The 14,427-nt window shown below is 42.9% G+C and carries 12 protein-coding genes; all 12 read right to left on the reverse strand.

Translation table 11 applies throughout. The annotated features are described in order from the left end of the window. Positions 1-6: 6 nt before the first annotated feature. The 12 genes from fliE to hemZ all read right to left on the reverse strand — a co-directional run bounded on the left by fliE (position 7) and on the right by hemZ (position 14,425). Positions 7-351: a flagellar hook-basal body complex protein FliE gene (fliE, locus tag G632_RS0101460; protein WP_022767257.1), complete on the reverse strand. Its 345-nt coding sequence runs from the start codon at positions 349-351 to the stop codon at positions 7-9. A gap of 14 nt (positions 352-365) precedes the next feature. Beyond that, positions 366-812 (reverse strand): flagellar basal body rod protein FlgC, encoded by a 447-nt coding sequence (gene flgC, locus G632_RS0101465; RefSeq protein WP_022767258.1) that lies wholly within the window; start codon positions 810-812, stop codon positions 366-368. 15 nt (positions 813-827) lie between these two features. Next, on the reverse strand, positions 828-1,223 hold the full coding sequence (flgB, locus tag G632_RS0101470; RefSeq protein ID WP_022767259.1) for a flagellar basal body rod protein FlgB: 396 nt from the start codon (positions 1,221-1,223) through the stop codon (positions 828-830). A gap of 206 nt (positions 1,224-1,429) precedes the next feature. After that, positions 1,430-2,209, reverse strand: a complete 780-nt coding sequence (gene codY, locus G632_RS0101475; protein ID WP_022767260.1) for a GTP-sensing pleiotropic transcriptional regulator CodY — start codon at positions 2,207-2,209, stop codon at positions 1,430-1,432. A 183-nt stretch (positions 2,210-2,392) separates the two neighbouring features. Further along, positions 2,393-4,090: an HAD family hydrolase gene (locus G632_RS20825; protein WP_022767261.1), complete on the reverse strand. Its 1,698-nt coding sequence runs from the start codon at positions 4,088-4,090 to the stop codon at positions 2,393-2,395. 97 nt (positions 4,091-4,187) lie between these two features. After that, the gene (topA, locus tag G632_RS0101485; RefSeq protein ID WP_022767262.1) at positions 4,188-6,299 is read right to left on the reverse strand and encodes a type I DNA topoisomerase; all 2,112 of its coding nucleotides are present in this window, start codon (positions 6,297-6,299) and stop codon (positions 4,188-4,190) included. A 127-nt stretch (positions 6,300-6,426) separates the two neighbouring features. Next, a complete protein-coding gene (locus G632_RS0101490) occupies positions 6,427-9,186 on the reverse strand; it encodes an FAD-dependent oxidoreductase (RefSeq protein ID WP_051154843.1) in 2,760 nt (919 codons plus the stop codon). A gap of 142 nt (positions 9,187-9,328) precedes the next feature. After that, entirely contained in the window at positions 9,329-9,673 is a 345-nt protein-coding gene (locus G632_RS0101495) for a hydrogenase maturation nickel metallochaperone HypA (RefSeq protein WP_022767264.1), read from the reverse strand. Positions 9,674-9,785: 112 nt separating this feature from the next. Beyond that, entirely contained in the window at positions 9,786-10,454 is a 669-nt protein-coding gene (gene hypB, locus G632_RS0101500) for a hydrogenase nickel incorporation protein HypB (RefSeq protein ID WP_022767265.1), read from the reverse strand. Next, entirely contained in the window at positions 10,454-11,575 is a 1,122-nt protein-coding gene (locus tag G632_RS0101505) for a DUF5692 family protein (RefSeq protein WP_022767266.1), read from the reverse strand. Before G632_RS0101505 ends, hypB begins: the two co-directional genes overlap by 1 nt. A 458-nt stretch (positions 11,576-12,033) precedes the next feature. Next, positions 12,034-13,044, reverse strand: coding sequence for a hypothetical protein (locus G632_RS0101510; protein WP_022767267.1), 1,011 nt, complete (start codon positions 13,042-13,044; stop codon positions 12,034-12,036). After that, on the reverse strand, positions 13,031-14,425 hold the full coding sequence (gene hemZ, locus G632_RS0101515) for a coproporphyrinogen dehydrogenase HemZ (RefSeq protein ID WP_022767268.1): 1,395 nt from the start codon (positions 14,423-14,425) through the stop codon (positions 13,031-13,033). Before hemZ ends, G632_RS0101510 begins: the two co-directional genes overlap by 14 nt. Between the last annotated feature and the right edge of the window lie 2 nt (positions 14,426-14,427).

Here is a 14,427-nt window from a genome sequence, read left to right on the forward strand (position 1 = left end):
AAAAGCTTAGATCTGCATCTGCGTTAACTCCCTATACGCAGACATTGCACGGTCTCTGATTGCCACTGTGTACTGAAGTGCCATCTGGGCCTTCTGCAGTGCAATTGAAAGATCGTGTGTGTTCTCGGTCTGACCCAGAGCCCATTTTATCTCTTCGTTCTCTGCGTCAGAGAGATATGCATTGGTAGTAGAAATATTATCTACTGCCGCCGAAAAAATACTCTTAAAGGATTCATCATTCCCTGTCTGTGAATCCCCAAGTACGTTATATACCTTACTGTTTGTCTTCTCAGCATGTCTTATAACATCTGAGGTGACATTGCGAAGCTGAGAAATATCAAGAGATGCCATTTACTTCCCTCCCATTAGCTGTTGCCCAGGTTAAGTCCCTGAGATGCTATGTTCTTGCTGGCATTGAATGCTGTTACATTGGCCTCATAGGATCTGCTGGCATCTATGAGGTTGGTCATCTCTGTTACTGTGTTGACGTTTGGATATGTAACATAGCCATTCTCATCAGCGTCCGGATGTGACGGGTCATAGACGATGTTCATCTGTGTCCAGCTGTCATTCTCAACGCTCACTACCTTAACGCCTCTTCCCGAGTAGTGATCGAGTCTCTCGTTAAGGATCCTTGAAAACGGAGTCTGTGTGCCCTTTTCAGCAAGCCTTACAACCTTCCTGACATAAGGAGTTCCATCTGCAGTCCTTGTGGTGTTGGCGTTTGCGATATTCTCAGAGATGATATCCATTCGAAATCTCTGAGCCGTCATGCCTGATGAATTGATATTGAAGGAATCAAATATGTTCATGCTGCGCCCTCCTTATCATGAAGACTTGGTAACAGTGCTGATAGTCTGGAACTCATGCTTAAGTCCCTCCATCAGTCCCTGATACTTGAGCTGATTGGCTGCCAAAAGAACGTTTTCTGTATCAACGTCCACGTTATTTCTGTCCGTTCTGTAGGAGAAGCCGGAGTAATCATTGACAACTCTTGCCTCAAGGTGCTTGTCCTTTATGTCGGCAACTTTTTTGTCCATGGTTTTATATCTGGAGTGCCCCAAAGCCCTCTCCAGCTCGCTCTCAAAGTTAAGGTCCTGCCTCTTGTAGCCGGGAGTATCGATATTTGCTATGTTGTTAGCAATTATCTCGTTCCTGGTCCAGGATGCATCGGCCGCTTTATCCATGACATTAATGTAATCAAAGACATTACTGTTTATCAAAAGCCACTCCTCCTTTTTACTCTATTTAATAATAAAATTTTTTTGTGTAAAATACAAGTAAAATATACTTTATATTGTATATCGCAAGTTATTTATCTACAAAATGTATGAAATAAACAAAAAGGATTTATCGTTTCTGATAAATCCTTTCATCATAATTTCCATCCATGTCGCTGATACTGTTTTACACAATATTCATCGGCAAATTATATTTCCTGCTTTAGCTTTTTGATCTCACCAAAGACCACATCGTTGGTAACCTTGATGTATGTGCCCTTCATTCCTGAGCTCCTGGATTCGATAACCCCTGCGCTCTCGAATTTTCTAAGGGCATTTACAATTACGCTTCTTGTTATCCCAACTCTGTCAGCTATCTTGCTGGCTACCAGCACTCCTTCCATTCCGTCAAGCTCATCGAATATATGGATGATTGCCTGCATCTCAGAGAAGGAAAGGGTTCCTATTGCCGATTTAACAACTGCTAGCTTTCTGCTTTCTTCTGCATTCTCCTCATTTACTGCCCTAAGCATTTCAAGTCCGACTACCGTGGTTCCGTATTCACAAAGAATAATATCATCGATGTCGTATGGCTTGTCGGTCTTGTATATGAAAAGAGTTCCCAGCCTCTCTCCGGCTATTTCAATAGGTGTGATTATCGCCTGGAATTTGGAAAAGTCTATGCCTTCAAAACCAAGAGTTTCAAGATTGACATTCTCCTTGGTTGAAAGTATTGTAAGCAGTCTCTCGTTAAGCATCGGGTCAATAAAAGAACCAACGTTGTCAACTAAAAGATCACTAAGAGATTCAACATTTTCACTCTCACCAATACCAAGAACCTTGCCCTTTTTACTGATGACAAACATGTTTGATGCTAAAATATCACACAACACTCTGCAGATGTCATTAAATACAACCTTTCCTGAATTACTGTTGTGCAAAAGCTTGCCAATCTTACGTGTCTTGTCCAGTAGCTGCACACTACTCATCAGTTTTCTCCTTTACCGGGTATTTTCCCCACCTTTCATAGTGATTGTTTTTATGTACGTAAAAACGTATATAATCTCACTACGCTATTTGTATCATAGCATAAAAAAATAGGCGCTTCAAATAATAAAGCGCCTACAATTATGAAAAAACGTTAAAGTTTTCAGAAAATAAATATATATGAATTAGTTCGGAATTACGTAATCATAATAGAAGTCAAGCCCGTTTGCGGGATTCTTAGTAACATCCTCTCCATATATGGTTGTCCAGTCATTCTTCATCGATACGGGAATCCAGCCATGTTCATTACATAGGTCATACATCTTCTGTGCCTTTGCTTCATTTCCGTATTCTTTGTCAAGATCATCGCAGCAAAGCATGAATGCAAGGCTCTTGTACGGATTGTTATTTACTACATAATCACACATACTGGAATCTCCGGTGCTGTTTCCAAAAGCAAGAACAGGCTGTTCTCCGATTTCCTGTGCAATCACGGACACCTTGTTCATCTTAAGATCCTTAACAACAAATTGTCCTCCGGTGATGATCTTATCATCCTTCTGAAGCTGATATTCAAGACCGTCTTCACTGCCCTGGCCACTGGCAACTATTGTTTCATCAGAACCGATCACCTGGCTCATGGGAATGTTCAGATTATCCTTTACAATTCCCCTTGAGATTATCCTGTCTGTTCCGCTGACAACATATACGGTAAATCCGTTATCCTGCAAATAGTCTACAACTTCAACCATTGGCTGGTAGAACGAATCACTCCTTGTCATACCGTCATAACCGGGAGCAGCTTCTTCTCTGAACTTTAATACGTAATTTAGAAATTCATCAACAGTCATTCCTGCAAATGCAGATGCAACCGCCTGTCCGTGTATCTGCATCATATCCTCAGGAAACTCTCCTGTCTGTATTCCCTTAAGAATTGTATAAGCAGCCTCTTTCTCAGCTTCACTTGCTTTATCCTTGTAATCAGGATCCTGCAAAACTCTGTATATCAAAAGACAGTGGTCAAAATAGTAAGGATTTGTCTCTGCAATAAGAGTTCCGTCCATATCAAATACAGCTATTCTCTTATCTACAGGAATATAATTTGCACTATCCTTGTTTGTAATATCATCAATATAAGATGTAAGCTGAGCTTTTAATGGTGCTTCATCTGTCCACAAAGAGAGCACTTCTCCATTGTCTGCTCCGCTTTCTGCTCCCATTGTCCATGTGCTTGAAAGAGAAACTACCGTAAGAATTATCGAGAGAATTAATCCTACTATAGGAGCCCACACCGGAATTGCTTTGTCACCACTTTCCTCTACTCCGAGCTGCAAGTTCTTTACCTTTGTGAAAAGAGCTATCGAACCTGCGATGAGTACACCTGTAAGAGGGATGAATCTGTTGATCCTTCCGTACATAACGCCCGGATATCCAAGAAGAAATACCAGATAAAGAGCTAGCTCCAAAACCACAATCGAGATTGACATTATCTCAGATTCCTTCTTGCCCAGTCTCTCTGAAAGAATCATAAGACAGCAGGCAATCGTAACCAGTATCAGTCTTGTAATACCTGCAATTACCGGTGCAATGCCTGTTGTTATAATAAGAACCGCTCTTACTACTTCCAGTAGCGCATAGCAATAAATAATTACAGATAAAAACTTTCTGTTATCTTCTTTAAACTTCACTGTGCCAAAGATGATAATGAGAGCACTTACTATGATCTGTCCTGCGTAAACTATGGTTCTCCTAAGTTCATGAGAACGGAATCCTGCATAGCAGGAAAGAATGATCGCTGCAGCAACAAGAACAGTCTGGATTATCATTCCCACCTTAAGCTTTTCCAAAATACCACTTTTTTCATCTTTCACGTTACTACCCATGATGTCTGTTTACCTCCAAATTTAATATAAAAACAATTATAAACCCAAAAAAAGACCCGGAACTTCAAAAGTCCGAGTCTTAATAGTTTTTTAATGTTTAGTTATTTTCTTTATTATCTTTGTCCTCTACCCATCCGCATTCAGGATTGCCACAGGCAAGCTTGTTGTTCTTGGCGTACATTACGCCTCCGCACTTAGGGCACTTCTTGGCAGCAGGTCTTTGCCATGACATGAAGTCACAGGTTGGATTGTCGATACAACCGTAGAAGATTCTTCCCTTCTTGGTTCTCTTAAGGACAATGTCTTTTCCGCACTTAGGGCAAGAAACGCCAATCTTCTCAAAATAGGGCTTGGTGTTCTTGCACTCAGGAAATCCCGGACATGCAAGGAATTTGCCGTGAGGGCCGTACTTGATAACAAGATTTCTTCCGCAAACCTCGCAGATCTCATCTGTAACTTCATCCTGAACCTGAACCTTCTCGAGAGCTTCCTCGGCAGCCTTAACCGCCTTATCAAGGTCGGGATAGAAATTCTCGATTACTGTCTTCCACTTAACATTGCCTTCCGCGATCCCATCAAGGAGAGCTTCCATGTTGGATGTGAAGTTTACATCCACGATCTGAGGGAAAGCATCGATCATCATCTTGTTGACAGCCTGTCCAAGCTCTGTGATGAAAAGAGATTTATTCTCCTTGGTGATGTAATGCCTTGCCATGATTGTTGAGATGGTAGGCGCATAAGTACTTGGTCTTCCTATGCCAAGAGCCTCAAGGTCATGAACCAGTGAAGCCTCGGTGTAATGAGGAGCCGGCTGAGTAAAGTGCTGAGCTGACTCAAATGTATCAAGCTTAAGCTTGGTATTGGTATCAAGGTTCTTCATGAGAACATTCTTCTCAATCTGATCCTCATCGTCTGTGTAAACATTAAGGAAACCGTCAAATACGGTCTTGGAGGCAGCTACTGTAAATCTGTGCTCTCCTGCATCGATCTTGACAGATGTAGTCTCATACTTGGCAGCAGCCATTCTGCTGGCCATAAACCTTCTCCAGATAAGCTGGTAAAGTCTGAACTGATCCCTTGAAAGGAAGTCCTTGACCATTACAGGAGTGTGATCAATATATGTGGGACGGATAGCTTCGTGAGCATCCTGGATCTTGCCCTCGTTCTTCTTGACTCCTGCACCGTCTGCCAGGTACTTATCTCCGAAGTTCTTAACAATGTAATCATTTGCAGCAGCTACTGCTTCATCGGATACACGGGTTGAATCGGTACGAAGGTAAGTGATAAGACCTACTGTGCCCTCTTTTCCAAGCTCGATTCCTTCATAGAGCTGCTGAGCAACTCTCATGGTCTTCTGTGTTGAGAAGTTGAGAGCCTTGGAAGCTTCCTGCTGAAGTGTTGATGTTGTAAAAGGAAGCGGAGCTTTCTTGGTTCTCTCACCCTTCTTAACATCACTTACTACGAATTTCTTACCTTCTATAGCCTTGCAGATCTCATCAAGCTCTTTCTTGGAGGAGATCTCCTTTTTCTCATTGCCTACACCATAGTAGTGAGCAATAAGTGGCTTCTTCTCACCTTCTGCCATGAGTTTGGCATCCAGTGTCCAGTATTCTGTAGGAATAAATGAATCAATCTCTTCTTCTCTGTCTGCAATGATCCTGAGTGCTACAGACTGAACACGTCCTGCTGAAAGTCCGCGCTTTATCTTAGACCAGAGAATCGGAGAAATCTCATAACCAACCATTCTGTCAAGAACACGTCTTGCCTGCTGTGCATCAACAAGATTCATATCGATATCTCTTGGATGCTTCATAGCTTCCTTGACTGCGTTCTTGGTGATCTCGTTAAATGTAACTCTCTGCACCTTGGCATCTGCCTCATCCAGTTTAAGCGCCGAGCAGAGATGCCAGCTTATAGCTTCACCCTCACGGTCCGGGTCGGTTGCGAGATAAACTTTGTCAGCTTTCTTGACCTGACGCCTCAGTTCAGCAAGAACATCTCCCTTTCCTCTGATAGTAATATACTTGGGTTCATAGTCATGCTCGATATCAATTCCCATGGTACTTCTTGGAAGGTCACGAACATGTCCGTTACTGGCTGCTACTTCATAGCCGCTGCCCAAAAACTTCTTGATAGCCTTAACCTTAGTGGGTGACTCAACAATAAGAAGTGAATTCTTTTTAGTGGTAGTAGTTTTCTTAGTCGCCATTAGCTGTAATAATGCCCCTTTTTATAATTTAGCCCGAAAGCTTGCTTTCTTATTAATAAACATTTTTAAAGATTAAGTCAAGTGCCCGTTTTCGAAACACTTGACTTAATCTTAAATGAAATATCGATTATTTATTATTTTCGGGGAGCCATGCTGTCTCTTTTGGTGTCTTTTTTATGAATGGTCTTGCGACAGCCTGCTTGAGTCCGTTAGGAAGAATGTACTTGAGCTTATCCTCAGCCTTCCTCATTGTAGAAGCTCCTGGGTTATCTCTTGTGAGCTTGATGGCATCAAATTCACATCTTGTTGTGCAAAGTCCGCAGCCTACGCACTTGTTAGGATCAACGATTGATGCTCCGCAGCCAAGACAACGTGATGTTTCTTTCTTGATCTGCTCCTCTGTAAGGAGAGGCTTGGTATCACGGAATGTAAGCTTTCCGTCTGATGTCTTTCCATCGCCGGGATGCTGTCTTCCTACATGGTCATAATCCTTGATAGAGATGTCATCCTTATCCAGCTCGATAAAGAAGTTAGGATCACGGCCGATTGTAAGTGAAGAATGAGGCTGTACGAATCTGTGGATTGACTCAGCGCCTTCTTTTCCGCATGCAATGGCATCAATAGCAAATCTTGGTCCGTAGAACATATCTCCGCCGACGAAGATGTCTTTTACTGTAGTCTGGAATGTTACGCTGTCAGCAACAGGAGCCGGTCCTCTAAACTCTACGTTCTCATCCTTAAGAAGGTCGCCCCATACGGTTGCCTGGCCTACTGCAAGGATAACGTTAGAGCATGCGATCTCCATGGTCTGACTCTCATCATACTTAGGATCAAATCTTCCCTCAGCGTTCTTAACCTGAGTACATTTCTTGAATACGATACCCTTTACCTTGCCGTTCTCTGTAAGGATCTCCTTAGGTCCCCAGCCGCCCTGAAGAACGATGCCTTCGGACTCTGCAACCTCGATCTCCTCAGGAAGAGCAGGCATGATATCTCTTGTCTCAAGAGAAACCTGAGTAACCTTTGATGATCCGCAGCGGATAGCTGTACGGCTTACATCGATAGCAACGTTACCACCACCGATAACAACTGTATCTCCGTCAAGCTTATAGTTCTCATCATCGATAACATCATGAAGGATATCTACACCCTTGATTACGCCTTCAGCGTCTTCGCCGGGAACATTTACTCCGCGTCCACCCTGACAGCCGATAGCGATGTAGAATGCCTTGTAGCCCTCATCTCTTAGCTGCTTAAGAGTGATGTCCTTGCCAACCTCAACTCCGAGACGGATATCTACACCAAGATCTCTTAAAACATCAACCTCAGCCTCGATAACGTCCTTCTCCATTACGAAGGAAGGAATACCGTAGGTAACCATTCCGCCGGGCTTCTTGTTCTTGTCGAAAAGAGTTGGCTTATAGCCCTTAAGTGCAAGGTAGTATGCACAGGAAATACCTGCAGGACCTGCACCTATGATAGCAACCTTCTCATCAAAGCCTCCGCCGATTCTGGGAATTACCTTCTCGGGAACAAAGCGAGTCTCGGACTTAAGGTCACGCATTGCAACAAATTTCTTGATCTCATCGATTGCAAGAGCCTCGTCGATGGTTCCTCTTGTGCAGGCATCCTCACAACGTCTGTTACATACATGTCCGCAAACAGCAGGAAGTGGATTGTACTTCTTGATAAGAGCAAGAGCCTCATCATATCTGCCCTGTGAAGCCATCTTGATATATCCCTGAACAGGAAGATGTGCAGGACATGCTGTCTTACAAGGTGCTGTACCTGTCTTGTGAGTATTGATACGGTTAATGTCACGGTAGTCCTCTGTCCACATATCTGTAGACCACTTCTTCTCTGTAGGAAGAGGCATCTTAGGATAGATAACTTCGCTTCCGTCCTTCTTGCAAAGCTTCTGTCCAAGAGTAGCTGCACCTGCAGGACATACCTCTACGCAGCGTCCGCATGCAACACAGTTATTCTTGTCAACGTGAGCCACATAAGCAGAACGTGACATATTAGGTGTATTAAATAGCTGTGATGTACGAAGCGCATAGCATACGTTTACATTACAGTTACAAATAGCAAAGATCTTCTCAGCTCCGTCAATGTTTGTGATCTGATGAACAAAGCCGTTGTCCTCAGCCTGTTTAAAGATCTTAAGAGCTTCTTCCTTGGTGATATAACGGCCGTCTTTCTGTGTCTCAACAACATAATCAGCCATATCACCTACTGCGATACACCATCCCTCAGGATCGTCAGCACAGCCCTGATCAAAGGTCTTTCTTGATCTTCTGCAGGAGCAAGGTGATGCAGCGTATTTTCCCTCATAGTAGTCGAGCCAGTATGAGATCTTCTCGAGTCCGATTGCCTCACCCTGCATCTCGATTGCCTTCTCAACAGGGATTACATGCATTCCGACACCGGCTCCGCCCTGAGGTACCATATGTGTAAGTCCCTCAAGAGGAATACGAGTCATTCTCTCAAAGAAAGGGCCACCCTCAGGATGAGCTGCCAAAACTTTACCGTTCATGTTGGAGAACTCTGCAGATCCGGGAACGAACATAGGAAGCACATACTGCTTCTCATGCTTGGAGTTCTCATAGTTCCACTCGATGATTCCGTTGTAGGACATCTCATCAAGGTGCTTCTGGAGCTCTTCCTTTGAATATTCAGGACAAAGAGCTGCGATCTGCTCAAAAGTCTTGGGCTTACGCTTCTCCATCTTAAGTGCGATCTCGCACTGTTCATCTGTAATAAGGTGATATACGCCCCAGTATTCAGGGCTTTCTTTTGTTATTTTCTTAATGCCAAGCTTGATTTCTTTTCTGTCGGTGATGTGTGTAACGAGCTTTGCCAGTGGCTCTCTGAAAGGTGCATCCATATCGACAGTCTCAGGAATGATTCCTGCTCTTGGGTCTATTTTATTTCTATTGGGATCCAGTGAATAAGGAATCATCAGATCCTGCATATCAAATTGATTTTTGTCCATCTCTTACCCTCATCTTTCTTAAATGAAAAATAGTTTACGTTGCAGCTATCTCTTTTATCATGAATTCGTTACCCTTAAGGAGATAGGTGTGTTCGCTACCACATTTGGGACATATCTTGCCATATGTAACCGTCTCGTATTCACTCTTACAATCTTCACAGAAAGTGACTGCAGGCAGAGTCTCTATGATAAGCTCTGAGTCCTTCATGAGTTCTGTCCTGTTTGATGCCCACTTCCAGGCGTCTGTAAGAAGTGATGGAACAACACCGGATACCTCTCCCAGCTGCAGAGTTACCGAATGAATTTTCTCAAGTTTGTTTTCTTTTCCTACTTCTGTAAGATCGTCTATTATGCGAAAAACAACTCCTAATTCATGCATGTCTTTTGACCAACCTTTACTGATTTTTCAGAAAAAAATGCCGAGCGATAACGCATAAACTTCCCCTTGTTTATCGCCCGGCATCTCCATAATCTCTTTTGCCAATAATTATTTACTTAATGCTCTCATCAATGTTCTCTGAAAGCCACTTAGCCCACTCATCGATACCTTCGCCGGTCTTGGCGCAGATAGGGATAACCTTTGCCTTTGGATTGCGCATGTGGATGTACTCCTTGCACTTGTCAAGATCAAAGTCAAAGTATGGCATTACGTCTATCTTGTTGATAAGAACAACATCGCAGATAGAAAACATAAGCGGATACTTCAGGGGCTTGTCATGTCCCTCAGGTACTGAGAGTATCATGGCATTCTTGGTGCTGCCGGTATCAAACTCAGCAGGACAAACAAGATTTCCGACATTCTCAAGGATTGCAAAATCCACATCCTCAAGGCCAAGTTCACGAAGTCCCTGCCTTGTCATATCAGCATCAAGATGGCACATTCCGCCTGTATGAAGCTGTATGGACTTAACTCCTGTCTGCGCGATAGTCTTGGCATCAACGTCTGAATCAATGTCCGCTTCCATTACACCAATTCTGTATTTATCCTTGAGGGCCTCAATTGTTCTGGTAAGAGTTGTTGTCTTACCTGACCCCGGGGATGACATAAGGTTTAAAAGAAATGTCTTAGACTCCTTAAGTTCTCCCCTTAGCTTCTCTGCGTCCTTGTCATTGCTTTCAAAGACGCTTCTCTTAACTTCTATGACTCTTATATTATCCATTAGCCTTCAGCACGCTCCATTGCAAGATCGAAGTCCTTAGTTCCAACGAATACGTTGTTTGAATAAGGATTCTTGCCCATCTTGATTGATCTTCTGATGATCTCTGTCATGCAGATTACGTTGATTGCGATTGCAAGGATTGCTACAACTCCCTGCGCTGTAGGATTAGCTGTGATTCCAAGTAAAGCAATTGCCTCATTAGCAGCTACTGTCTTGCCCTGTCCTGCATTAAAGAGTGCGATAGCCTTGTCGTAAAGCATTGCAGTATTTACACCTGCCTCAGTTGCTCCGCCGTAAACAGAAGGAAGAGCTGCCTGGAATCTTCCAACAAGCTGGAATGTAGGAACAACCTGTGCCCACATGCACCAGATTGCAAGTGTGTTAGCACGGTTCTGGATCCATGCTCCCTTGTTCCAGAATGCATTAGCAAATGTAGGAGCAAGAAGAAGTGCTACACCACAGTACCATGAGTGTGTAGGAAGGTTGAGGTATGTGTACTCGAAGTTCCATACATCGTATGCAAGGATGAACCAGATTGTCATATCAGGCCAAAGCATATCTGCATGGTTCTTGTCCTTTGATGTGTAAAGGTGAATACATCCTGTCATACAGAAGATGTTGATAAGACCTGCGATGGCATTAACAACGTTCCACCATCCACCGTAGATGAATACACCCTCGTTAGATGCCCACCAAGCACCTGAAAGGTTGCCGGCGATCTTGTAAGATGCAATAGCTGACTCCATATCAGATACGTTAGCGATCATGATGTTAGCAGCAACGATGAACCAAGGGAACCACTTGAACCATTTCTCCTTGCCGATGCCCCATTTGTACTTGATCATCATGAAGCCTACGCAGCCGATGTCAGCAGCATAAAGCTTGAAGTAATGGAACCATCCGTCCATGTATGCAACTGTTGGGTTGGCCTTTCCGCCAAACATACCAACGTGTGCAAGAATAAAGTAAAGTGTTAAAATAGTTGGAATGATAACAAATACTAACATTCCGCCGGCCTTTGTTCTACGACCGATTTCGTTCATGAGAATAAGACCCACAAACACCAGTACCCAGCCTATGAGCTGCATAGAAGCAGCATCGCTATAGAGTTGGAATAACATAATTAAATCCTCCTTTGATATCGCATTATATTTTTGTGCGCAATATCACTAATATATTTCATTATAGCATATTGCACAATATTGTACAACATTAATTATGAATATTTTGTACAATGTGGGGCACTGCATAAAAAGGAATCGGTTTCCTTTTTCGTTTATTATTTTACTTATTTCCAAAGGGGATATCGAAGTCGTCACCTGACTTCATAGGAATATCAAAATCATCGTTAAATTTCTCTGTACTCGTTTCAGTTTCCACAGGTTCTGATACTTTTCCTCGATAACCTGCATTATTTTTCTGCCTTTCAGTATAGATTCGCACAGTCTTCTACAATTTTATGATAGTCAATAGGCTACTTTAATTCTATTAAAAAAATGTTAAATTCTTACCCATTTATCAATTATTTTTCACATAAAAAGACCCGGAAAAGAATTAAAATTTCTTTTCCGGGCCTTGCTTACTCTTTTAAGCTCAGCACTCTGAGATATTCCAAAGTGTGATATGCGATTGCTATATTGTGATCGGGATAGGCCTTCATCAGCTCAGCATAGTTTTCTATAACAGCTTCAATACCGTCCTTGTAATAAGTGATGGTGTTGTTGGTCTGGGACAGAAGCCCCGGTTGAAGCTCATAGACATTGACCATGCGCTTTGAGTAGTACCTCGCAAGCGCAGCTTCTCTCTTAATATTCTCAATCTCCATGCCCTTTAAATAATTTAGGACAAAGATCTGATCCGACTCCTTAAGGAGCTTCCTCATAGCCCTGTCATGCCCCATGTTGTCGTAGGAATATGGGATACAAACACATATATCAAGATGATCTTCATCAGCCGCACATTCCTGCTTTATGCTGATGATGTTGTTTGTATATTCTTCCAGAAGCTGATCCGGTATATTGTGCCACTTATCAAGAACATAGGGCTCAACATCATAGACAATACCCTTGATCCTCGCATCCGGCTCAACTGAGCTGTTAAGGTTTCTTACTCTCTCAAGCGCACTTCTCATTCCGGGATATTCAGTCTCATAGGACCACTCGGGCTCTCCGTCCAGGATATAGACATCAATATCGACATCGTTCATAGCTTTTAAGAAGTCAGTCATCTCCTGATCGGTGTATTCAGGCCTTAAATACTGATAAACTTCTGTAATGTGGTTGTCCTGCATACACTGCACATCTTTTATGTTCGGAAGATGGTCCCAGGAAAAAACGCCTGCCCCAAGGCTAAAGAGCTTCTCTATATCTATCTCTTCTACCTGTTCTTCCCCCAAAGGCTCCTCAGCCTCTGTAGTCTCCACCACAGCTGCTTCCTCTGCTTCAGGAACAAAGCCATCGTTAATGGACACTGTCTGATACTGGTCGCTGTCGTAAAGAGTGATCCCTTCTGATGAAGAGCAGCCTGCCATCACAAATGCCGGTAACGACATACATATTATGCAGTTTATAATCCCCTTAACTCTTTTCAAAAAGTTCCCTCTTCCTCTGGATCATTTCATCAATATTGTCCATGTATAGCTTAACATCCTTGACGTTGTCACACCTCTCTATTCGTCCGCCTTCGCCGAACACTCTCTTTGTGACAGTTCCAGCTCCAAGAGCAACGATAGACTGCACTTCCTCATTTATCAGGATGTTATAGATGCCGGCTTTCCCCTCTTTGGCATAACCGGTATTTTCAAAATTGCCGCTGATATTCTTCTGTCTGTAAAGATAATAGGGCTTAAGAGAAAGCGCTTCCGCTCCTCTTCTTGCTATCTCCATCATCTCTTCAGTATTCTTCATGGAATAATCCACGCCCTTTTCCCTCATGACTTCAGCAAGTCTCGATCCCCTCTTGATCGCAAGGGAATGCACTGTAAGGTCATCGGGTGCAAGCTTTATTATCTCATCTATAGTATGCTGAACATCTCTGTCAGTCTCCCCCGGGAGTCCTAAGATGATATCCATGTTGATATTATCAAACCCTTCTTCTCTTGCCATGTTAAAAGAGTCTATGAGCTGAGCTACAGTGTGCTGCCTTCCGATGAGCTTAAGCGTCTCATCACTCATAGTCTGGGGATTAACAGAAATTCTGGTAACTCCCATTTCCTTCATGGCAATGAGCTTATCTCTGTTTATTGAATCAGGTCTTCCCGATTCCACCGTGAACTCTTTTACATGGGACAGATCAAGTTTATCCTGAAGATACCCTATAAGTCTTCTTATCTGATCCGGCAAAAGAGTTGTCGGTGTACCACCACCGATATAGATGGTATCAAGAGTCTTTCCTTTGAAAGCCTCTGCCACGTAATCAATCTCTTTTTCCAGGCAGGAAATGTAATCATCTACAATTCCCTTAAATGCTCCGATCGGATATGAAGTAAAGGAACAGTAAAGACAGGTTGTAGGGCAAAAAGGAATTCCTATATACAGACTATAACCGTTCTCATAGTCTATGCCTTCTAGTATCCTCTTTTCCCTTCTTGCGATATCAATGGCAAGATCAGTCTTTTCCTCACTTACAAGATATGTTTCCATCATGTAGGAGCGGATCTCGTCATCGCCAAGCCCCTCATCTATAAGATTCATGGCTATCCTTGTGGGTCTTATTCCTGTAAGATCTCCCCAGGGAAGGAGCTTGCCGGTCTTTTGTGAGAGGTCCTTGTAGATACTTCTCTTTAGGTCATTTTTATCTCTGTTTACATCAATAAAGGATATCTCATCATCAGGTGAAATATCCATTTCCTTATCGTGAACACATCCCCTCTGCCCTACAATGACCCTTACATCCTGCTCAGGATAAAAGGCCTTGTAAAGCGAGTGTATATCATATTGAAATTTATCTTCTTTAATGTAAATTACTTGCATCC

Source organism: Butyrivibrio sp. NC2007 (assembly GCF_000421405.1).
GTDB lineage: Bacteria > Bacillota > Clostridia > Lachnospirales > Lachnospiraceae > Butyrivibrio.